Source organism: Acinetobacter nosocomialis NIPH 2119, assembly GCF_000368085.1.
In the GTDB taxonomy this organism is placed as follows: Bacteria; Pseudomonadota; Gammaproteobacteria; order Pseudomonadales; family Moraxellaceae; genus Acinetobacter; species Acinetobacter nosocomialis.
Map to the genome: position 1 here is coordinate 80348 of NZ_KB849239.1, position 22094 is coordinate 102441.

At 38.5% G+C, this 22094-nt stretch carries 19 protein-coding genes; 11 read left to right on the top strand and 8 right to left on the bottom strand.

Annotated elements, in window-relative coordinates; all coding sequences use genetic code 11:
* Position 1: 1 nt before the first annotated feature.
* The 5 genes from F984_RS04520 to dapF all read left to right on the top strand — a co-directional run bounded on the left by F984_RS04520 (position 2) and on the right by dapF (position 5616).
* A complete protein-coding gene (locus F984_RS04520; RefSeq protein WP_002048578.1) occupies positions 2-1420 on the top strand; it encodes an amino acid permease in 1419 nt (472 codons plus the stop codon).
* A 300-nt stretch (positions 1421-1720) separates the two neighbouring features.
* Positions 1721-3127: an amino acid permease gene (locus F984_RS04525; RefSeq protein WP_004707422.1), complete on the top strand. Its 1407-nt coding sequence runs from the start codon at positions 1721-1723 to the stop codon at positions 3125-3127.
* 140 nt (positions 3128-3267) lie between these two features.
* Entirely contained in the window at positions 3268-3492 is a 225-nt protein-coding gene (lptM, locus tag F984_RS04530) for an LPS translocon maturation chaperone LptM (protein WP_002048546.1), read from the top strand.
* A gap of 22 nt (positions 3493-3514) precedes the next feature.
* Positions 3515-4765, top strand: a complete 1251-nt coding sequence (lysA, locus tag F984_RS04535; protein ID WP_004707425.1) for a diaminopimelate decarboxylase — start codon at positions 3515-3517, stop codon at positions 4763-4765.
* A gap of 5 nt (positions 4766-4770) precedes the next feature.
* Complete coding sequence (gene dapF, locus F984_RS04540) at positions 4771-5616, top strand: diaminopimelate epimerase (protein WP_002048521.1); 846 nt, start codon at positions 4771-4773, stop codon at positions 5614-5616.
* Positions 5617-5703: 87 nt separating this feature from the next.
* Here dapF and F984_RS04545 read toward each other — a convergent pair whose 3' ends face one another.
* On the bottom strand, positions 5704-6327 hold the full coding sequence (locus F984_RS04545) for a LysE family translocator (protein ID WP_004707427.1): 624 nt from the start codon (positions 6325-6327) through the stop codon (positions 5704-5706).
* A gap of 162 nt (positions 6328-6489) precedes the next feature.
* Between F984_RS04545 and xerA the strand changes: the two genes are divergently transcribed.
* The 6 genes from xerA (at position 6490) to gyrA (ending at position 14622) form a co-directional block, all read left to right on the top strand.
* A complete protein-coding gene (gene xerA, locus F984_RS04550) occupies positions 6490-7377 on the top strand; it encodes a site-specific tyrosine recombinase/integron integrase (RefSeq protein WP_080631596.1) in 888 nt (295 codons plus the stop codon).
* 465 nt (positions 7378-7842) lie between these two features.
* Positions 7843-8592, top strand: a complete 750-nt coding sequence (locus tag F984_RS04555; protein ID WP_000646180.1) for an electron transfer flavoprotein subunit beta/FixA family protein — start codon at positions 7843-7845, stop codon at positions 8590-8592.
* A gap of 17 nt (positions 8593-8609) precedes the next feature.
* Entirely contained in the window at positions 8610-9542 is a 933-nt protein-coding gene (locus tag F984_RS04560) for an electron transfer flavoprotein subunit alpha/FixB family protein (RefSeq protein ID WP_004699815.1), read from the top strand.
* Positions 9543-9619: 77 nt separating this feature from the next.
* Entirely contained in the window at positions 9620-10462 is an 843-nt protein-coding gene (locus F984_RS04565) for a helix-turn-helix domain-containing protein (protein ID WP_004707429.1), read from the top strand.
* Positions 10463-10552: 90 nt separating this feature from the next.
* Positions 10553-11512 carry an MBL fold metallo-hydrolase gene (locus F984_RS04570; protein WP_004707430.1) on the top strand — a complete coding sequence of 320 codons (960 nt, stop codon included), beginning with the start codon at positions 10553-10555 and terminating at the stop codon, positions 11510-11512.
* A gap of 395 nt (positions 11513-11907) precedes the next feature.
* Positions 11908-14622 carry a DNA gyrase subunit A gene (gene gyrA / locus F984_RS04575; protein ID WP_002048588.1) on the top strand — a complete coding sequence of 905 codons (2715 nt, stop codon included), beginning with the start codon at positions 11908-11910 and terminating at the stop codon, positions 14620-14622.
* Positions 14623-14678: 56 nt separating this feature from the next.
* Here gyrA and F984_RS04580 read toward each other — a convergent pair whose 3' ends face one another.
* From F984_RS04580 to F984_RS04610, 7 genes are all read right to left on the bottom strand, one after another.
* Positions 14679-16325, bottom strand: coding sequence for an ArnT family glycosyltransferase (locus F984_RS04580; protein ID WP_004707437.1), 1647 nt, complete (start codon positions 16323-16325; stop codon positions 14679-14681).
* Between the two features lie 9 nt (positions 16326-16334).
* Complete coding sequence (locus F984_RS04585) at positions 16335-16715, bottom strand: GtrA family protein (protein WP_004707438.1); 381 nt, start codon at positions 16713-16715, stop codon at positions 16335-16337.
* A gap of 1 nt (position 16716) precedes the next feature.
* Positions 16717-17697: a glycosyltransferase family 2 protein gene (locus F984_RS04590; protein WP_004707439.1), complete on the bottom strand. Its 981-nt coding sequence runs from the start codon at positions 17695-17697 to the stop codon at positions 16717-16719.
* Complete coding sequence (locus F984_RS04595) at positions 17694-18488, bottom strand: ChbG/HpnK family deacetylase (protein ID WP_002048545.1); 795 nt, start codon at positions 18486-18488, stop codon at positions 17694-17696. The genes F984_RS04590 and F984_RS04595 overlap by 4 nt, the downstream gene beginning before the upstream one ends.
* A gap of 256 nt (positions 18489-18744) precedes the next feature.
* Positions 18745-19836 (bottom strand): A1S_2622 family ABC transporter permease subunit, encoded by a 1092-nt coding sequence (locus F984_RS04600; RefSeq protein ID WP_004707441.1) that lies wholly within the window; start codon positions 19834-19836, stop codon positions 18745-18747.
* A complete protein-coding gene (locus tag F984_RS04605; RefSeq protein WP_339328773.1) occupies positions 19833-20963 on the bottom strand; it encodes an ABC transporter permease in 1131 nt (376 codons plus the stop codon). The genes F984_RS04600 and F984_RS04605 overlap by 4 nt, the downstream gene beginning before the upstream one ends.
* Before the next feature lie 3 nt (positions 20964-20966).
* A complete protein-coding gene (locus F984_RS04610; protein ID WP_004707445.1) occupies positions 20967-22085 on the bottom strand; it encodes an HlyD family secretion protein in 1119 nt (372 codons plus the stop codon).
* Positions 22086-22094 lie beyond the last annotated feature (9 nt).

Sequence of the window (22094 nt, forward strand, 5' to 3'; positions counted from 1 at the left end):
TATGTCTAATCTTCAGCATCATGATCATGCTGGCGACTTACAGCGTAAGCTGACCAATCGCCATTTACAATTGATCGCTATTGGAGGGGCCATTGGAACAGGCCTGTTTATGGGGTCGGGCAAAACTATTTCATTGGCGGGGCCATCAATTTTATTTATCTATTTAATTATTGGCACCATGATTTTCTTTCTTATGCGTGCTTTGGGAGAGGTTTTACTTTCAAACCTAAATTATAAGTCGTTTGTCGATATGGCTTATGACCTGATTGGGCCTTGGGCTGGTTTTTATGTCGGGTGGACCTACTGGGTAAGTTGGGTGCTCGTAGGTATGGCAGATTTAACTGCGGTGACGAGCTATCTGAGCTTTTGGCTCCCCAATGGAGTTAGTTTTAGCCCAATAGAACAGGCAATGATTAGTGCAGGCTGTGTTCTCTTTCTATTGATTTTAAATTTATTGACGGTTCGTTTATTTGGCGAAGTCGAATTTTGGTTTGCGATTATCAAAATTGTTGCCATTATTGCTTTAGTTCTTGCCGGCATCTATATGGTAGTGACCAAGTTCCAATCACCATCTGGCTCTGTTGCGGCTATTTCTAATATTTGGAATCATGGCGGTATGTTTCCTCATGGGGTAAATGGTTTCCTTGCCGGCTTCCAGATTGCGATCTTTGCTTTTATTGGGGTAGAACTGGTCGGGACTACAGCTGCTGAAACTAAAGACCCTCATAAACATTTGCCTAAAGCAATTAACGCAATTCCGATTCGCGTCATTTTATTCTATGTATTGGCATTAATGGTGGTGATGTCTGTAACGCCTTGGGATCAGGTAAAAGCAGACCGTAGTCCATTCGTTGAATTATTCTTAATGGCAGGTATTCCAACTGCTGCAATTATTATGAACCTAGTGGTGTTGTCATCGGTCATGTCATCGATGAACAGCGGTATTTTTTCAACTAGCCGAATGATGTATGGCTTATCGCGTGATGGTCAGGCACCTGAAACATTAGGTCAGTTGACTAAAAGCGCAGTTCCAGCAAATGGTTTAATTTTTTCCTGTGCCTGTATTATGGGTGGTGCTTTATTACAATATTTTGTGCCCAATACGATTGAAGCATTTACCTTGGCAACAACGTTATGCACCATTTTATTTTTAACGGTATGGATTTTGATTTTGGTGTGTTATATCCGCTACCGTAAGTTATCTCCTGAACTGCATGAAAAATCGAATTTTAAAATGCCGGGTGGGGTAGCGATGAGTTATGTCGTTATTGTTTTCTTCTTATTTACGATTGCGATTTTAAGCCTTGAAGCAGACACAGCTAAGTCGCTTATGGTCAGTCCAATTTGGTTCCTCGTTCTTGCAATTGGTTACTTTGGTTTTTATAAGTCAAAAATAAAACGTAATTTTGCCCAAGAATAAATAACTTAGAAGCAAAATATAAAAAGGCAATCGATCTGATTGCCTTTTTTAATTGAAAAATCAAAGTGGTTCAAGTCTTAATTTTAGACTGGAAGGTGCGTTGTATTGCTATGTTCTTGTGCGTATTATCGGATTTAATTGTATGTATCTTGAAATTATCAGCCATACAGACAAAAATTGGTTAGCTGAAAAGTTGTCAAAAAATATACATTTAAAAGATACCTGCAAATGGTGCGATATCGTCTTTTTGATTTGAATTTAGCTAACGGACTAAAAAAATTACTGGAGTGTATTCATAAAATGTCGAATCAAAATCTGAGTGATCCTCATGAACAAGGTGAGCTCCATCGTAGTCTTTCCAATCGGCATTTACAGCTGATTGCAATTGGTGGTGCCATTGGTACTGGTTTATTCATGGGGTCAGGTAAAACAATTAGTCTTGCCGGCCCATCTATCTTATTCATTTATTTGATTATTGGTGTGATGGTGTTTTTTGTCATGCGTGCGCTTGGCGAATTACTCCTGTCAAATTTAACCTATAAATCATTTATTGATTTCACCACAGATTTAATTGGCCCATGGGCAGGTTATTTTGTGGGATGGACCTATTGGTTGTGCTGGATCACGATTGGTATTGCCGATCTGTCTGCAATTATCTATTACTTACAATTTTTCAATAACGGCCAGCCTTTCTCACCAGTTGAAGGGGCAATGATTAGTGTGGCTGCTATTGTATTTATTATGGGTTTGAACCTGTTAACTGTACGCCTATTTGGTGAATTAGAGTTCTGGTTTGCACTTATTAAGATTCTTGCGATTATTATTTTAATTGCAGTGGGTCTATGGATGATCTTTACTGGCTTTACTTCTAGTACGGGCGAGGTGGCTTCATTTACTCATTTATGGGCAAATGGCGGTTTCTTCCCAACAGGGGTGCATGGCTTCTTGGCTGGCTTCCAGATCGCGATCTTTGCTTTCGTGGGTGTAGAACTTGTTGGAACAACAGCTGCTGAAACCAAAGATCCTGAGCGTAACTTACCTAAAGCGATTAACTCAATTCCAGTTCGTATCATTATTTTCTACGTCTTGGCATTGCTTATTGTGATGTCGGTAACTCCGTGGAATAGAATTGATCCGGCAATCAGCCCATTTGTAAACTTGTTTAGCCAAGCTGGTATTGCGGCAGCAGCGATCTTGATGAACTTAGTAGTATTGTCATCAGTTATGTCTTCGATGAACAGCGGTGTATTCTCAACAAGCCGTATGTTGTTTGGTTTATCTCGTGAAGATCAAGGTCCAAAAGCTTTTGGTAAATTGAACAGACGTGCAGTACCTGCAAATGCATTGTATTTTTCTGCTGCATGTTTATTGTTAGGTGCGGCATTACAGTATTTTGTACCAAATACAGTTGAAGCATTCACTCTTGCAACAACGCTTTCAACTATTTTTTTCATTTGCGTGTGGTTACTAATTATCTGGAGTTATATCCGTTACTACACGACACGCCCTGAACTGCATGCTAAATCAACATTTAAATTGCCGGGCGGCCTATTTACTTGTTGGATCACGATTATTTTCTTTGTTGGCATGATTTATGTGCTGTCTTTAGAGCCAGATACTTTTAAAGCACTGAAAGTCAGCCCAATCTGGTTTGTTATTCTGATCATTGGTTATTTCTTCTTCTATAAACCACGTCATAAAAAGTAATGAAATTGATTTACTTATGACTAAACGCCAGCTGAAAAGCTGGCGTTTTTTATGCATATTGTTTTTCTATTCAAGTTTACTCTTTAGCCGCTTGCATGATCACGGTATACTGCATCGAATTGTTTAAATCAGGTGCTCAGATGCTTCGTGTCATTTGCCTCATCAGTTTATTGAGCAGCAGTATTTTGCTTACAGCTTGCGGTCAGTCAGGAGCATTACAGCTACCTTCTGATCCAAATTATGACCACCGTGCAAAATACTTGCTCTATCGTAATAAAGAATCAAAACAAGTTGTGCAAAAGGATGAAAAGGCTGAACAGCCAGTCGAGTCATCATCAGCTCCAACCCAAACAACTTCACCTTAAGCTTTGAAATAAGGACACATTCATGAGTTTCACCCGCATTAATGGAGTATTGCATGCAGAGCAATGTTCTCTAGAGCAGCTTGCGCAGCAATTTGGCACACCGTTATATGTTTATTCAAAAACAGCTTTTGAAAAACATTATTTAGATATGGACCGTGCCTTTGACTTTATTGATCATCAAATCTGTTTTGCGGTGAAGTCTAACTCAAACTTGGCTGTTCTTAGTGTCTTGGCAAAACTTGGTGCGGGTTTTGATATTGTGTCTGGTGGTGAGCTGGCTCGTGTTTTAAAAGCGGGTGGGGATGCTTCTAAAATCGTATTTTCAGGTTTAGGTAAAACTGAAGTCGATATTGAAACCTCACTCAATGTAGGCATTGCTTGTTTTAATGTTGAGTCTTATGCAGAGCTAGACCGCATTCAAAAAGTAGCTGCTCGCTTAGGTAAAAAAGCGCCTATTTCTTTGCGTGTAAATCCTGATGTCGATGCAAAAACACATCCTTATATTTCAACTGGTTTAAAAGAAAATAAATTTGGTATTCCAAGTGATACCGTTTATGAAACTTATCAATACGCAGCTTCTTTACCTAACCTTGAAATTGTAGGTATTGACTGTCACATTGGTTCACAGCTCACTGAAACTAAACCATTTGTTGATGCTTTAGACCGTGTCATTGTGATGATTGATGAGTTGAAAAAACTAGGCATCAATCTTAAACATATCGATATCGGTGGTGGTTTAGGGGTTTGTTATAAAGATGAGACACCGCCAAGTGTTGAAGAATATGCAAACTCTATGAAACCTGCTTTAGAAAAATTAGGCTTAAAAGTCTATATGGAGCCGGGCCGTAGCATCAGTGCAAATGCGGGCATACTTTTAACTAAAGTTGATTTGCTTAAACCAACGACACATCGTAACTTCGCTATTATTGATGCAGCAATGAATGATTTAATCCGTCCTGCTTTATATGAAGCTTGGATGGATATTCAGCCTGTTGTGCCACGTACCGATACTGAAGAAAAAGTATGGGACCTCGTTGGTGCAATTTGTGAAACAGGTGACTTTATTGGTAAAGACCGCTCACTTGCATTACAAGAAAATGACTTGTTGGCTGTACTCGGTGCAGGGGCTTATGGCTTTGTGATGAGTTCAAATTACAACACGCGTGGCCGTGCTGCAGAAGTCATGGTATCAGGTGAAAACAGCTATTTAATTCGTGAACGTGAAACGGTTGAGTCGCTTTGGGAAAAAGAACGTTTATTGCCTGAGGAGTAAATGAGATGTTATTAGAATTTACCAAAATGCATGGTTTGGGCAATGATTTCATGGTGGTTGACCTAATTAGCCAAAGAGCTTATTTAGATACAGCAACCATTCAACGTTTGGCAGATCGACACTTTGGTGTTGGCTTTGACCAGCTTTTAATTGTTGAACCACCAGATGTACCAGAAGCTGACTTTAAATACCGTATTTTCAACGCAGATGGTTCTGAGGTTGAACAATGTGGTAATGGCGTACGTTGTTTCGCTCGTTTTGTGCATGAACGTCATTTAACCAATAAAACCAACATTACCGTACAAACCAAAGCAGGTATTGTTAAGCCTGAGCTTGGGCAAAATGGTTGGGTACGCGTAAATATGGGCTACCCAAAGTTTCTACCAAATGAAATTCCATTTGTTGCGGAAGAGCCAGAAGCCTTATATACGCTTGAATTGGCAAATGACCAAAACATTAGTATTGACGTAGTCAACATGGGGAATCCTCATGCAGTCACTATTGTTCCAGACGTACTCACTGCTGATGTAGCAGGTATTGGTCCACAAGTTGAATCACATAAACGTTTCCCTGAGCGTGTTAATGCTGGCTTTATGCAAGTAATTGATGAAAAACATGTTCGCTTACGTGTATTTGAACGTGGTGTTGGTGAAACATTAGCTTGTGGTACAGGGGCATGTGCTGCTGCGGTAAGTGGTATGCGCCGTGGTTTGCTTGCGAACTCAGTTGAAGTTGAACTTGCTGGTGGTAAGTTGCAAATTGAATGGCAAGAAGGTGATGTGGTCTGGATGACTGGTCCAACAACCCATGTATATGATGGACGTTTGGATTTACGTTATTTCCAAGGTTAATCGCGTAGCCTAAATAGAAGCCTCTTTTCATCAGTTAAAGTGATAAAAGAGGCTTTCTTTTATATACACAATAATTTTTTAATTTTATTATCTTTTACTTAAAGCTAATTTCAATGCGAACAGAACAAAAATACTGCCCGTAATTCGGTCCATATATTTCACAAATTTAGGTTGTTTTAAATAACGTGAAAGTGGTTGCATAGCCATAATTAATAGACTCGACCATAATACGCCAATCACGACATGAATCATCACAAGTCCCATCACCCAAGTGACAGCAGATGCTTGGGCTGGAATGAATTGCGGAAGAAATGAAATATAAAAAATGCCAACTTTGGGATTGAGTAAATTGCCAAAGAAACCCTTAACAAACCAATTCTCTGATGTAGAGCGATTTGGATTATTTTCTTGTATATCTGCGAGCTGACTACGAGGTTTTAAAATCATATTTAAACCCAGCCATGCTAAATAAGCGGCGCCCATCCATTTCAATATATTAAATGCTAAGTCGGATGCCATCAGTAGGGCACCTAGTCCGCATGCCACGACAATTCCCCAAGCAATACAGCCAAGACTAATTCCAAGAGCTGCTTGAAATGCTTTAGATTTACCTTCAAGTGTGGCAGTGCGAATAATTAAAGTTGTATCTAAGCCGGGAGTAAGCGTAAGTAAAGTAATTGCAATTAAATAAGGTATGAGTATGGTGGTCATGGCAGTAAGGTCCAATGAATACTTGGTATAAATTGTAATATATAAGTTAGATTCATTATGCTGTGCGATATGAAATTTTTATGTTCAAATAGTTTTTGGTACACTCAAAAAAATGGGCAAATAATGGAGAGCAATTTGGATTTTGCATTACAACTGCTCTCAATGTGGTTAAAAGAAAGAAAAATTCAGAACCAGTCTGAGCATACAATCACGGCTTATGAGCGAGATGTGAAAAGCTTTCTTGAATTCTGCGACCTAAAAAAAATTGATTTAAGAAATGTTGAAGCTTCAGATTTACGTGAATATCTGGCTCAGCGTGTTGAGCAAGACCAGTTAAGCGCAAGTAGCATGCAGCGTCATCTCACTTCTATACGCCAGTTTATGAAGTGGGCTGAACAGGGCAAATACCTAGAAATTAATCCTACTGACGATTTTAAATTGAAACGTCAGCCTAGACCTTTACCGGGCATGATTGATATAGAAACGGTTAATCAAATTTTAGATCAACCTATGCCGGAAAAACCAATTGATCAGCAGCTTTGGTTAAGAGACAAAGCCATGTTGGAACTACTGTATTCAAGTGGTTTACGACTTGCTGAACTACAAGGCCTCACAATTAAAGATATCGATTTTAATCGTCATCTTGTTCGTATTATGGGTAAAGGAAATAAAACCCGTATTGTCCCGTTTGGGAAAAAGGCAAAAGAAAGTCTATTGAACTGGCTCAAAGTTTATAAAATCTGGAAAGGGCATTTTGATCAAAATGCTTTTGTATTTATTTCACAGCGTGGTGGTGTGCTCACTCCACGGCAAATCGAGAAACGTGTAAAACTTCAGGCACAACGAGCAGGTGTAAATGTCGACTTACATCCGCATTTACTTCGACATTGTTTTGCTAGCCATATGTTATCAAGTAGTGGTGATTTGCGTTCAGTCCAGGAAATGTTAGGCCATAGCAACTTATCGACTACCCAAATTTATACGCATATCGATTTTGATCATTTGGCTCAAGTGTACGATCAGGCCCATCCGCGAGCGACCAAGCATTAAGTCATTTAAGATAAATTATCCATCAATAAGCAACTTTGATTGCATTGAATAAGATGAATGTAGAGATCATTTGTACTTTTTTACAAATTTGTTTAAAAGAAATATGTGAAATTACCCAATTGACCATTTTGAACTTTGCACATTTTGTCGGCATATATGGCCTAAAAACGATAAAATTTGACTCATTTATAAGGCGTTTATGTTTCTGACTAATAAGGTAAATAAGATAAAAAGATAATAAAAATCAATGTATAAAATAGACTTTAAAAAGAATAAAATAAGTGCGAGTCAGGTGTGAAATTTTTTTTATGAACTGATGATTTCATTTTTTTTGTACTGTTCCAGAAAATTGTGACTTGACCGAAATGCCAAACACATTGCAAGATAGGGTACCTAAAAAATTTGAATTGAAGAGTTAATATACTTTTCTCAACATTTACTTTTGCTAGAACAGCCGAGGATTACATGAAGGCTCTTGTTGCTGTAAAACGTGTGGTTGATGCCAACGTTAAAGTTCGTGTTAAGCCGGACAATAGTGGGGTTGACCTTACCAACGTTAAAATGTCAATTAACCCATTTTGTGAAATCGCAGTGGAAGAAGCGGTTCGCTTAAAAGAAAAAGGAACAGTATCAGAAATCGTTGTTGTTTCTATTGGTCCTAAAGAAGCTCAAGAACAAATCCGTTCTGCAATGGCTTTGGGTGCAGACCGCGGTATTTTAGTTGAAACTACTGACGAAATTGGCGCTCTAGAAGTTGCTAAAATCTTAAAAGGTGTTGTTGATGCTGAGAAACCAGAACTTATCCTTCTTGGTAAGCAAGCAATTGATGATGACTCTAACCAAGTAGGTCAAATGCTTGGCGCATTATTAGGTGCTGGTCAAGGTACGTTTGCTTCTGAAGTGAAAGTGGATGGCGGTAAAGTACAAGTGACTCGTGAAATCGACGGTGGTTTACAAACTGTTGAACTTGCGCTTCCTGCAATTATTACAACTGACTTGCGTTTAAACGAGCCACGTTATGCTGCATTGCCTAACATTATGAAAGCTCGTAAAAAACCGCTTGATACTAAATCTCCTGCTGATTACGGTGTTACAGCTGGTACTAAGCTTAAAACTGTTAAAGTTGAAGCTCCAGCAGAACGTAAAGCTGGCGTACAAGTGAAATCTGTAGATGAGCTTGTTGAAAAATTGAAAAATGAAGCGAAAGTGATCTAATACGGAAGGATAAAATCATGAGTATTTTAGTTATCGCTGATCACAACAACCAGACACTTAACGGTGCTACTTTAAACGTTGTTGCTGCAGCTCAAAAAATCGGTGGTGATATTACTGTATTAGTTGCTGGTTCAGGCGCTCAAGCAGTTGCTGACGCTGCTGCTAAAGTTGCTGGTGTAAGCAAAGTATTACTTGCTGACAACGCTGCTTATGCAAACCAATTAGCTGAAAACGTAGCTGGCTTAGTTGCTGACTTGGCTAAAGGTTACAAATACGTTTTAGCTGCTTCTACAACGACTGGTAAGAACATTCTTCCACGTGTTGCTGCGCTTCTTGATGTAAGCATGATCACAGACATTATTTCTGTTGAATCTGCGAACACATTCAAGCGTCCAATCTACGCTGGTAACGCGATTGCAACTGTTCAATCTGACGAAGCAATCATTGTTGGTACTGTTCGTGGTACAGCATTTGATCCAGTTGCTGCGGAAGGTGGTTCGGCTGCGATTGAGACTGTTGGCGAAGTAAAAGACGCTGGCATTTCTAAATTCGTATCTGAAGAAATCGTTAAACTTGATCGTCCAGAATTAACCGCTGCTCGTATTGTTGTATCTGGTGGTCGTGGTGTAGGTTCTGGTGAGAACTACCACAAAGTACTTGATCCATTAGCTGACAAGCTTGGTGCAGCACAAGGTGCTTCACGTGCAGCAGTTGATGCAGGTTTCGTACCTAACGATTTCCAAGTTGGTCAAACTGGTAAAATCGTTGCACCTGAGCTTTACATTGCTGTAGGTATTTCTGGTGCGATTCAGCACTTGGCTGGTATGAAAGATTCTAAAGTTATTGTTGCAATCAACAAAGACGAAGAAGCGCCAATTAACAGCGTTGCTGACTACTGGTTAGTTGGTGATTTAAATGCTGTAGTACCAGAGTTGGTAAGCAAGTTGTAATTTACAGCTTAATACTTATTCGAAAAACGCCCTTGTGCTATAACTAGCCAAGGGCGTTTTTTATTTCGATCATTATTATGAATATTAACTATTCTGCTTCCATAAAAGCTCATCAATTGCATCAGTCATTGGTGAGATTGGCACGGGCAGATATGGCACGAGATTATTTATGTATTCGATCTAAAAATCAGCATGGACTAGCCAATATTAAAGTTAACCAGTTGCACATGGGATTTATTTTATATGGGCAGCAACAATTAAATCTTCAAAAAAAACAATTCAATTTTAATGCCGGTGATCTGTACATTATAAAACCCGATACGGTTATCGATGCAGTTAATTTGCCTGACCCTATAACGGGTGAATACCTCACTATTCTTGTGCCTATGTGTGATGAAGTTATTCAAGCTGCACAAATGATTTGGGCAAAGCCAGTTGTAGACAGAACCGACGCAATATTAAAGTTTTCAATTGATGATTTCGCTACCTCTTTAACCGAGTGGCAAACCGCTTTATTTAGTCATGATGTGGTGAAAGCGCGTTTATGTATTACCGCTATACTAGTACAGTTATGTCAACAGCACTTCTCAGATGTGCTAATTGTATCGCCACCTAAATTGACAAAAATCATTCACGATTGGGTGATAGAGAATCCACAGCACCATTGGCAGTCTAGTGAGTTTGAAATGCGTTTAGGTTTGAGCAGTGCAACACTTCGCCGCAAACTTAACCATGAAGATACAACTTTAAGAGAAACGATTATGCATGCACGTCTTAGTTATGCACTTGAGTTGTTGTATTCGAAAAAACTACCGATGAAAACGATTGCAGCAAAATCTGGATATCAGTCTGTTGCTATTTTTCGTGAACGCTTTGTAGAGCGTTATGGGATAGATCCAGCTGTTCTTGCTGCAGAATAAGTTAATATGAGCGTTTCTTATCGCTTATTGAGCGATTTAAATAGATAAAAACCAATAGAGTTAAAGTATGAAAATACCAAGGACTCTATGATGAAATCATTAAAATCACTTGCGATATTATTACTGCTGAGTGCCAGTACAGTTATACATGCAGAACAAAAGCCAAGTGTACATCAGGTTGATGGATACTTTTTACAACCAGTAGGAAACCTTAAAGTAACGGCTTTATTTGATGGAGAGTTAGGATTGCCTCGTAGTGATTTACTGGGTATTTCAGCTGAAAAAGCCAATCGACTGTTTGAAGAAAACTTTGTTCCTGTAGACGAGCATAATCAGATTGTCACGGATTTTTCTGCCTATCTTGTGCAAACGCCTACGCAAAATATTTTGATTGATGCAGGGACTGCAAAATGTTTTGGCCCAACTTTAGGTCATGTACGTGAAAACTTGAAGAAAGCAGGCGTACAGCCTGAACAAATAGATACGATTTTAATTACACATGCCCATCCCGATCACTTATGCGGTATTACACTCGATGGCAAAATGGCTTATCCAAATGCGAAAGTTTATCTAGCTAAAGAAGATGTAGATTTTTGGACATCGCCTGTTAATGAAGCAAAAGCCACTGATTTTTTTAAACCAATATTTAAAATGACGCGTGATGCATTACAGCCATACCAAAAGGCAGGACAGTTAGTTGCGTTTACCAAATCCTCTTTTAACGTACCGAATGTTCAACTCATCGTGACTCATGGTCATACGGAAGGTCATTCTTCATACTTAGTAGATGGAAAAAACGGACAAAAGTTCTTAGGTCTAGGTGATGTTGTGCACTACGGTGCGGTACAATTTCCTTATCCTGAAGCAAGCTATAAGCCCGATACTGACTCGAAACTAGCCATAGCTGTCCGTAAAGATATCTTTGAGCAAGCCTATAAAAACCATTGGTGGATAGGGGCGGCACATATTGCTTTTCCTGGCATTGGACACATTGGTAAAAGCTCAACAGGATACCAATGGATACCGGCTCAATATCGCCCTGTAAATTGATTCTTCAAAAAGTGTAATTAGCTTTAAAAATGAACTCGGAATCTTTAACTCAAATATCGCTAAGTTGAGCTAAGACGAAAAGTTAGATTCTTTAAATAGATGAAATGTGTTCTAAAAAGAGCACTTTCATGCTGTTTATATTTTGGTCGAATAATTGAGTTTTAATGAATACATTTAAAAGTAGAAACCTATAATTTTAACTTATTAATTCTAATAGAATTTTTATTGTAAAAAAATGCTATTTTCAGATCGCTAAACTCCCAGTTATCGAGCAATTTATGCTATAGTATACAGCTATATTTTTTTCGATTTTAGTTCACTTTCCGGAACTAAATTTTTTGCAAGATCAAGACATATAAACGGATAGAAATATCTATCTGTAAGAAGGAGTATGCATGAGCGTATCGGAAATCCGACCGATTGCCATTGAGGACGAACTCAAGCATTCATATTTAGATTACGCAATGAGTGTAATCGTATCTCGTGCATTGCCGGATGTGAGAGACGGTCTTAAACCTGTTCACCGTCGTGTGCTTTATGCCATGCACGAATTGGGCAATGACTATAACAAAGCCTACAAGAAATCTGCTCGTGTCGTTGGGGACGTAATCGGTAAATATCACCCGCATGGTGACTCAGCTGTTTATGAAACCATTGTTCGTATGGCTCAAGACTTTAGCTTACGTTATTTATTGGTTGATGGTCAGGGTAATTTCGGTTCGATCGATGGCGATAGCGCCGCGGCGATGCGTTATACCGAAGTCCGTATGACTAAGCTGGCACATGAGCTTCTTGCAGATTTAGAAAAAGACACAGTTGACTGGGAAGATAACTACGACGGTTCGGAACGTATTCCTGAAGTACTTCCGACACGTGTTCCAAACTTGTTAATTAACGGTGCTGCAGGTATTGCTGTAGGTATGGCTACCAACATGGCACCACATAACATGACTGAAGTTGTGAATGCATGTTTGGCTTATGCTGACAATCCGAATATCTCGATTGAAGGGTTGATGGAATATATTACCGGTCCTGACTTCCCTACAGGCGGTATTATTTACGGTAAATCAGGTATTGTTGATGCCTATCGTACCGGTAAAGGTCGTTTACACATTCGTGGTAAATACCATTTCGAAGAAGATGAAAAGACGGGGCGTACAACCATCGTCTTTACTGAAATTCCATATCAAGTAAACAAAGCAAGAGTGATTGAACGTATTGCCGAGTTAGTAAAAGAGAAAAAACTTGAAGGTATTTCAGAACTTCGTGATGAGTCTGACAAAGAAGGTATGCGTATTGCAATTGACTTAAAACGCGGTGAGAACGCAGAAGTCGTTGTAAATAACTTATTCTTAAATACCCAGCTTGAAAACTCATTCAGCATCAACATGGTTTGTCTAGACAATGGACAGCCAAAGTTGATGAATCTGAAAGATATTATTGCGGCATTTATTCGTCATCGCCAAGAAGTTGTGACACGCCGTACCATGTTCGAATTACGTAAAGCACGTGAACGTGGTCATATCTTGGAAGGTTTGACAGTTGCCTTAGCTAATATTGATGAAATTATTGAAACCATCAAAACTTCTGCTAACCCTGCTGAAGCGCGTGAGCGTTTACTTGCTGGTGAGTGGGCAGGTGGTGGTGTTGTTTCATTACTTGAAAAAGCAGGTGCTATTTCTGTTCGCCCAGATGAAATTGAAGGTGAAGATCCAAATCGTCCATTTGGTCTAAGCGATTCAATTTACCGCTTATCTCCGACACAAGTAGGCGCAATTTTAGAGTTACGTTTACACCGTTTAACAGGTCTGGAACAAGACAAGTTACACGCAGAATATACTGAAATTTTAGGTCAAATTGCTGAACTTACAGCAATTTTAAACGACTTCAACTTGTTGATGGGCGTTATTCGTGAAGAGTTAGCACAAGTATTACAACAATATGGCGATGCACGTCGTACTGAAATTGTTGAATCTCGTGTTGATTTTTGCCGTGAAGATTTGATTCCGGAAGAGCAAGTTGTATTAACTGTTTCACAAACGGGTTATGCAAAAACTCAACCACTTTCAGACTATCAGGCACAGCGCCGTGGTGGACGTGGTAAGTCTGCAACCTCAATGAAAGATGATGACTTTATTCAACATCTGATTGTGGCATCGAATCACGCGACTGTACTTTGCTTTACCAATGTAGGTAAAGTGTACCGTCTAAAAGTATTTGAGGTTCCTCAAGCATCACGTGGGGCAAAAGGTCGTCCAATCGTGAACTTGTTACCTCTAGATGCAACAGAAACAGTAACTGCAATCTTGCCGTTAACAGAGTTCCCAGAAAACCACTATGTGTTTATGGCCACAGCTTCTGGTACGGTTAAGCGTGTTGAGTTAGAACAATTTGCAAACATTCGTTCAAATGGTCTACGTGCTATTGAGCTTAATGAAGAAGATACCTTAATTGGTGTTGCGATTACTGATGGTAATCAGCAAATCATGTTGTTCTCTAACGAAGGTAAGGCAATTCGTTTTGCTGAAACTGACGTACGTGCAATGGGTCGTACGGCCAAAGGTGTACGTGGTATGCGCGTGAGCTTTGCTAGCAGTATCCTAAGTGAAGAAGATGCAGATGTAGAAAATGATGAATCAGATGATAATGATGATTCAGCAGATTCGAATCTAGTAAGTCGTATCGTATCGCTTGTCGTTGTACCTGAAACAGGTGAAGTACTATGTGCAAGTGCCAACGGTTACGGTAAACGTACTCCTGTAAATGACTTCCCAACCAAGAAACGTGGTGGTAAGGGCGTTATTGCAATTAAAACAAGTGAACGTAACGGTGAGCTAGTTGGTGCAGTTTCTATTGATGAAACTAAAGAATTATTGTTGATTTCTGATGGTGGTACGCTTGTTCGTACACGTGCAGCAGAAGTTGCAATGACAGGCCGTAATGCTCAAGGTGTTCGTCTCATCCGTTTAAGTGAAGAAGAAACCCTCGTTGGTGTAGTTTCAATTGAAGCTGTAGAAGACGAAGAAGAACTTCTTGAAGGCGAAGTAGATACGACTGAAACTGATAGCGAAGAAGTTGTATCTAATAATGAAGATACTTCTGAAGAGTAAAACGTTTTAAAATAAAAAAAGGAAGCCTAGGCTTCCTTTTTTTATTTTTCGTCTATTTATTTTGCCGGATGGAAAATAAATACATCATAGTTTCGGTAATGTAGAGTTTTTACCGATGGGTCTTTAGTCGAAAAATTATTTGGTTGACTTACCACGATTAGATCTTGCTTTTGAGATAAAGCATCTTTGAGCTGCTGTTCGCTCCACAAATACTTTTTAAGTTGGGGCTCAAATAACAAGCCATCTTTAATTTCTAAAGAAGCACTATCGGAATGGACACTATCCCATTCATTTACAATATAGACAGGCTGTTTAAGCTTTAAAAGGAATGGCACATCATAAAAATAGTAATTGTAGAAAACTATTTTTGTAGATGGAGTAACGTACTCAGCAAAATCTGTTTGGCCAACATTATTTTTGGTATCTAAAATACGAACGGCAAAAGGAACAGAGCTACATAAAACAATTAAACTTATAAAAATATAGTTTAAATAGCTCACTTTTTGTTTTTTGTATAACCACACTAAAACCAGTGGGAGCACAATTAACAGCGCACCAATGGTATAAATAAATACAGCTTCGTGTTGGAAAAAAGGTTGATTTGCACGAATAAAACGAGGTGTAGCAGTAATACCAATTCCAAGAAGTATAATAAATACAGGAGTACCCCAAATCTGTAATTTGGTTTTATAACTGCTTTCAAGAACCTTATTCATCACAAGTGCTAAGAAAATAGCAAGAGGTGGCACAGCAGGTAAAATATAGCCTGCTAGCTTGGAAGGCGGAATAGAGAAGAAAACCGTAACAGAAATAAACCACCATACAAGCAGGGTAAATACACCTGATTGCTTATAGTCTTTAAAGATGGTCTTAATAGATTCAAATCTACTCGCAAAAAACCATGGTAAGCAGCTGACAAATAAAATAAGCAGATAGAAACACCATGGTTGTTTATTATTAAATTCTTTTGAACTAAATCGACTAAATTGTTGGTCAATAAAGAAGTAATGTAAAAATTGAGGATATTTACTTTGTACTGCGTAGAGCCATGGACTAATAATGAGCAAAAATAGCAAGATCGCCAATGGATTAAGAAGCGAAGGTATTTTCTTCCATTGTTTTGTGTAGAGTATCCACGGCAACAGGATCATACCTGGAATGAGAACGCCAATGAGACCTTTACTTAGAAAAGCAGCTGCGCCAGCGATGTAAGCTAAAAATAAAATAGGTTTACGTGCAGAAATGGTGAAATCAGCAAAGCATAAAACACTAATCGTAATCCATGAGGCTACTAGTAAATCATGGTTAATATATTGACTACTGCCAAAAAAAAGCAGGTTGGTCGCTAAAATGATAACCGTAAGCTGTGCTACGCCTTCCGAAATATGCTTTTTTACAAATAAGAATAGTCCCACTAACATGAGGGTACCAGCTAAAACTGGTACTAACCGTAACACCCATACATGTACGCCAAAAAGCTCCATAAAAATAGAACTTAACCAGTGTAGTAGAGGGGGTTTATGCATGAATGGCAAACCATCGATTCGTGGAGTTAACCAATCTCCAGACTCGACCATAGCTCGGCTAATATCTCCATAGCGTCCTTCATCAGGTACAGATAGAGGTCTTATCCAAGAAAGAAGAAGTAACCAACACGGTAAAAAAAATAATAAAAATTTGGAATTACGAAGCCATTGCTGCATACACAATCCTTAATGTTGAAATGCAAAAAAACGGTTAAGCAAGAAAGTCACGACAGAAGTCAGAACAATTGCAATACACACTAAGGTTGAAACAGGGACGTTAAAATAGAGGTTCGAGAGTAGAAGAAAACTTTCATTAAATAAAAAACCTAAGCCTGCAACCAATGTGAATTTTGGTAGAGTCTGACGATGATCAAGATGCTGTGCTTTAAAAGTAAAAATACGATGCCCGAAATAGCTCACCCAATAGGCAACTAAAAATGCGAGTAAATTGGCATATTGCAGTGCAACATGCTTCTTAAACAGAAGCATGGCGACACTGTAGTGAGTAAGTGCTGCTGCGGCTCCGGTAGTAGCAAACCGCGTGAGCTGAAGAATATGAGCAAACATGTTAGAAACTAGAGAAAGTATTTTCCGGCTTTGTGATAGATTTTTCTTGTTTAATACGAGAATGTTCGGATGCAACAATATATTTTGGTCTATTTTTTACTTCAGCATAAATACGACTAATATATTCACCAACAATACCTAGGAATAACAGCTGTATACCGCCAAGTAAAGTCATACCTGCTGCAAGTGTTGCCCAACCTGGGACAGAAATTCCTTCTATCAACGTTTTAATGATGATCCATACGCCGTAGCCCATAGCACCTAAAGCCAGAATTGCACCTAAATAGATACAGATGCGTAAAGGTAAATCTGAAAAACCAGTTAAACCTGACATAGCCAAGTTAAATAGAGATTTTACGTTAAAACTAGAACGGCCGTGCTGACGTTCCTGTTCAGAAAAATTAACGCCTATACTTTTAAAACCAACCCAAGCATATAGACCTTTCATATAGCGATTTTTTTCTGGCAATTGTTTAATTGCTTCAACAACTTTTGCGTCTAATAGACGAAAGTCTCCAGCACTTTCTGGAATATCGATCGGTGAGCTTAAGTTTAATATACGATAGTAACCTTGAGTTAAAACACGTTTAAGCCAAGATTCAGTGGAGCGATTACGAATGCCATACACCATGTCATAACCATTTTTCCAAAGGTTGATCATGGTTGGAATTGCTTCAAATGGGTGTTGAAAATCCGCATCAATTAGTAAAGTAACTTCGCCTGTCACATGATCTAAACCCGCACTTAAAGCTGCTTCTTTACCAAAGTTGCGTGAAAGTTCAAGCACAACTAAGGGATAGTCATCAATCATTGTTTGTAGAATAGGAATGGTGTCGTCTTTACTCCCATCATCGACCACAATAATTTCAAAGCTAAGATTTTGCTGTTTTAGACTATTTGCTAAAGCAGGAATAAAAGTTTTTAAATTTTCTGCTTCGTTATAAGCTGGAACAACGCAGGATAAAAATGGTTTTGTGTTCATTGCATTGCCCCTAGTCTAGTGAGCTGGATACCATATTGCTGACAATCAATTTGAAACTGATCCGAACTAAAATATTCATATTCTTGTATTCGGGCGTGCTGAATCGGATCTTGATCATTTGATTCTGCAAGTGCTGGATGGCACATTATCAGTAAATGGTCTTTTGCATGTGCAAGCCAGTATTGATTGAGTTCGCCATAGTCAGTTTGCTTAAAATCATAAATACCAGCAAATTGGTCGTTCTGATTAAATTGATATGTTTGACATGCTTTTGCCAAAGAGTTAGAACCAAGTGCAGAGAGCACACGAGTCTTAAAACGATAGTGAGGTAAATCTATCGGATGTTGTAAATTTCGAATCCAACCCGTAAATTTTTTCTCTTTTAACAATTGCAGCAAAATATCGCGTATAAACGGAAATTGATGAATATGTTGATGTCCATCAATAAAGTCTGGCTGTTTTCCCATGACTGAAACAAATAAGTCCCATTGCTCTTCAATACATTTCGTAATTAATTCACGATTCAGGCTTGAAGACCATGCACGTAAAATAAGCATAGGTAAGGAAAAAACAGTATTACCTGAAGCGAATTGATGGGTAAGATTTAAATGCAAACCGATATCAATTTGATCGCTAAAAGGTTTTAATTTAGCAGCAGCAGTTTCCCACAATTCAGATTGGGTCATACATGAGGTTGCCTGTAGGGCACCTTGTTCAATGAGTTGAATAATTGCGTCTGATATTTCTGCATTCATTGCAAAGTCATCTGCGCAATAACACACTTTTGCCATATCCAGATTCCGTCATAGGCAGGATTACAGAATACTCTGCGTAGCTGCTGAAAAACTATACTAATTACTATGGAGAAAATTTCTTAATTTCAACTTAAAGTTTTCTTAAGGTTTCATGACAATTGATACAAATTAATACTTTGAATTCATTTGTTTTTTTAGATTTTTTTGGTCAATTATTTAAGAAATAAGTTTTAACTATAAGATTTTATAGTAAATAAAAATATAATTTATGCACATTTATGAGCCCTTAAATTTATTTGGAATTTTTTAAACGTGAATGAGCAATAATTAAAAAAATGATTCCAATTGTTGCAAGAAAAATCAATTTAGGAATCACAACATTTAAAGGAACACCCATTTGATTAAGCTGTACAAACATTTGTACACCGTGTGTAGAAGGTAAGCACCAAGCAAACCATTCTAGCCATTCAGGCATGGCATGGTGGGGCCATGCGGTACCAGTTAATAAGAAAAGAGGAACTGAACTAAATACAATAATATGTCCGGCACGTTCAGGCATATCTAAAAGTGAACCAACTAACATGCCTAATCCAATCACACAACTAATAAAAATAGGAACCGCGACGAGTAAACCAATAAAGTTTCCACCATGTGGGTAGTCGTTGAACCACAAGGTAAAACCAAAAAGATAAAAGCTGCTTAAACAACCAATAGTAAACAGGCTGGCAAAAATTCCAGCAAAGCGAATGGAAGTAATTTTTTCATGCTGTTCGCGGTAGCTTGCAATCAGCATGGCTAAACCTAATACAATCGTTTGGTGAATAATGAGTGTTGCAACTGCTGGAAAAATATAGCTTCCATAACCTGAAAGGGGGTTAAATAAAGGAACCTGATGAATAGAAAGAGCTGGTTGGAAATGTGTGCGCTCTCCAAATTTTTCAACATATTCTTTTAATGTAGCTTCAATAGATGTAGCAAGACCTAGCCCAATTTCTTTAGTTTTTAAGAAGTTGGTTGTACTTAAGTACAAGCCAATCCCACCAGTTTCTCCGCGGCGTAGGCTCTGGGTTAAGTTGTTGGGTAAAAGCAAAATACCATCTGCTTTTTGCTCGCGAACCATTTGCTCAGCTTGAAGAAAATTAGCAGTCACATTAACAATTTTAACGTGCGGACTATTGCTTGCTTGTCCAATAATTTGAGAGCTTAAAAGACTCTGTTCTTCATCAACCACGACAATTGGAATTGATTCGGCACGTTCAGCTTTATAAGCAGTTGGATAAAAAAAGCTATAAAGAATGACTGATAAAATCAGTGTCGTGAAAACCGAACTGTTACCAACAATATCTTTAAACGTTTGGGCATAAGCCTTTAAGAACTCTTTCATTGCGCTGCCCCCCGAACTAGTTTTTTAAGCAGCAAGGAACTCAAAATAAAATAAATAAGGCAGTAGCCAATCAGTATTAAAAAGGGCGTCATTGAAATAAAAAGTGGACTTCCAATCACCCATTGTTCGGTTTGGAGCTTTGCATAAGGTGTATATGGAATAATTAAAGACCAAAATTTAGTGAAAATCGGTGCATTATTTAAAGGTAGGGTAACCCCTGCAAAACTTAAAGAAGACCCGCCGTATACTGCAATAAAACCAAAAGTTTTACTTAAATTTTTGGTAGCTAAAATAACAGTACTACTAATGAGTGCATAAGAAAAATAAAGCAAGAACTGAGCAACTAATAAGAAACTGAGAGAACCGGCGACAAACCAACCGCGAATCTCAACGAGCCAAAACATCCATAACCAAGTCCAGAGACAAAAAATAAAGCTATAAAGTAAATTTTTAGCCAATAAGCCGCGAATAAAATTTTCACGGTTAACCCACTGGGTTAATGTGCCGCGTTTAAGCTCTTGTCCAATAGCAAAAGCCACACAACAACAGAGTAATAGATGCAAAACAGCAGGAACCATGAAAGGTTCTAAATAAAATTCATAGCTCATACTTGGGTTATAGAGGGTTGAAATTTTGACGTGTGCTGTAGGGACATCTAAATAAGGAATATTATTTGCAAGATAACTCTGGCCTGCATAGTCTGCTAAAGCATTGAGTGTACTGACTAGCATTGCTGAGGAAATCGTATTTCCTACGCTAAAAAATGACTGATTAAAAGCAATACTGATTTGTGCGTCTTGAGCTTTTACAAAACGTTTTTCAGCGCCGTCAGGAATAAAAACATAGCCCCAAATTTTGGTTTCATTGAGTAGTTTTTCAGCTTCGGTCGAGCTTGTAGTAATTGTTTTAACATCTACTGTATGATTTAACGAAAGATACTTTTCAATATTGCGGCTCAGCTCACTTTGATCCTGATCAATAATCGCGATAGGTAAATGTTCAGCCTTACCTGCATAAAACATGCTGCTAAACAAAAAAATGATAAAAGCAGGGATGAGTGTCACCATACACAAATCCCATTTATTGCTTCTTAGATAGTTTAGTTCACGTAATATACTGGCAAACATGCTTTATTTTTCTTCTTTAATTTTAAATAGAACACTCATGCCAACTTTTAAATCTTTGACAGGACGCTCAGGTACCAAATGCAATTTAAAGCTACGGATATCATAACCGCCGGTTTGACGTGTGGTTTTAATGGTGGCAAATTCACCTTCGGCATCAATATTTTTCACTTTAAACATTACGGTTTGGTTCAGCGCAGGAATGAATCCCTCTAGCGTTTTGTTTTTATAAACAGAAGCGTACTGATTTTCACCGACATTTAAACTCACCCACAAATCATCATCTTCTAAAATGCTGACAACCGGTACACCCATCGCAACGAGTTCAGAAGGTTTGCCATAAGTTTTTGAAACTGTACCTGAAATAGGAGCGAGTAGGCGGGTTTCTGCCTCAAGTGCTTGAGCTTCGCTGACTGCTGCTTTGGCAATATCAACTTGTGCATCTGCCGTAGATTTCTGCTGACTGGTACTTCCGCGCTTTGCTCGTGCATATTGTTGATAAGCTGCTTCACTTAACTCTTGAGCAGAGGTCTGTGCAGCTAACATCTCATCTCGTCTTTGACGAGAAATAACACCTTGTCTATATAAATTTTCACCACGTTGATAAGTGGTTTTTGCAAGGTTCGCTTGAGCTTTCATACTTTGCCAGTTGGCATAAAGAGTATCAATATTTTCCTGCTGCGAACCACGGTCTACAGTAGACTGAAAAGCTAAAGCTGATTGTAGTGTAGCTAAAGCTTGCTGCTTTTTAGCTTCAATTTCTGGGCTGACTAAACGAACCAGAGGTTGTCCTTTAGAAACTTTTTGGCCTTCTTGCACATAAATTTCTTCAATACGACTTGGAACTTTAGTACTGACGTGAATCGTTTCAGCCTCAACTCTGCCTTGTAACTGAATAGGCTTAGGTTGATAACTTTTCCATAAACCGAAAATGATTAGCCCTAATAGAGCAATAATGACCACCGCAATAATTAGTTTAATTTTTGAACTTTTAGGCGGTTGAGAACTTTTACTCGTTTTTACTTCTTGCGCATTGTCGGTTTGAGTGTTCTGCTGATTTTGGTTAGTTTCTGCCGTATCCGCAACAGGAGAATTTTGTTCTGAATGAGCTGAGTCTTGATTCATGTTATGCCC

Coding starts and splice junctions, on each gene's coding strand:
- F984_RS04520 (WP_002048578.1), top strand. CDS start 2: ATGTCTAATCTTCAGCATCATGATCATGCTGGCGACTTACAGCGTAAG.
- F984_RS04525 (WP_004707422.1), top strand. CDS start 1,721: ATGTCGAATCAAAATCTGAGTGATCCTCATGAACAAGGTGAGCTCCAT.
- lptM (WP_002048546.1), top strand. CDS start 3,268: ATGCTTCGTGTCATTTGCCTCATCAGTTTATTGAGCAGCAGTATTTTG.
- lysA (WP_004707425.1), top strand. CDS start 3,515: ATGAGTTTCACCCGCATTAATGGAGTATTGCATGCAGAGCAATGTTCT.
- dapF (WP_002048521.1), top strand. CDS start 4,771: ATGTTATTAGAATTTACCAAAATGCATGGTTTGGGCAATGATTTCATG.
- F984_RS04545 (WP_004707427.1), bottom strand. CDS start 6,327: ATGACCACCATACTCATACCTTATTTAATTGCAATTACTTTACTTACG.
- xerA (WP_080631596.1), top strand. CDS start 6,490: ATGTGGTTAAAAGAAAGAAAAATTCAGAACCAGTCTGAGCATACAATC.
- F984_RS04555 (WP_000646180.1), top strand. CDS start 7,843: ATGAAGGCTCTTGTTGCTGTAAAACGTGTGGTTGATGCCAACGTTAAA.
- F984_RS04560 (WP_004699815.1), top strand. CDS start 8,610: ATGAGTATTTTAGTTATCGCTGATCACAACAACCAGACACTTAACGGT.
- F984_RS04565 (WP_004707429.1), top strand. CDS start 9,620: ATGAATATTAACTATTCTGCTTCCATAAAAGCTCATCAATTGCATCAG.
- F984_RS04570 (WP_004707430.1), top strand. CDS start 10,553: ATGAAATCATTAAAATCACTTGCGATATTATTACTGCTGAGTGCCAGT.
- gyrA (WP_002048588.1), top strand. CDS start 11,908: ATGAGCGTATCGGAAATCCGACCGATTGCCATTGAGGACGAACTCAAG.
- F984_RS04580 (WP_004707437.1), bottom strand. CDS start 16,325: ATGCAGCAATGGCTTCGTAATTCCAAATTTTTATTATTTTTTTTACCG.
- F984_RS04585 (WP_004707438.1), bottom strand. CDS start 16,715: ATGTTTGCTCATATTCTTCAGCTCACGCGGTTTGCTACTACCGGAGCC.
- F984_RS04590 (WP_004707439.1), bottom strand. CDS start 17,697: ATGAACACAAAACCATTTTTATCCTGCGTTGTTCCAGCTTATAACGAA.
- F984_RS04595 (WP_002048545.1), bottom strand. CDS start 18,488: ATGGCAAAAGTGTGTTATTGCGCAGATGACTTTGCAATGAATGCAGAA.
- F984_RS04600 (WP_004707441.1), bottom strand. CDS start 19,836: ATGAAAGAGTTCTTAAAGGCTTATGCCCAAACGTTTAAAGATATTGTT.
- F984_RS04605 (WP_339328773.1), bottom strand. CDS start 20,963: ATGTTTGCCAGTATATTACGTGAACTAAACTATCTAAGAAGCAATAAA.
- F984_RS04610 (WP_004707445.1), bottom strand. CDS start 22,085: ATGAATCAAGACTCAGCTCATTCAGAACAAAATTCTCCTGTTGCGGAT.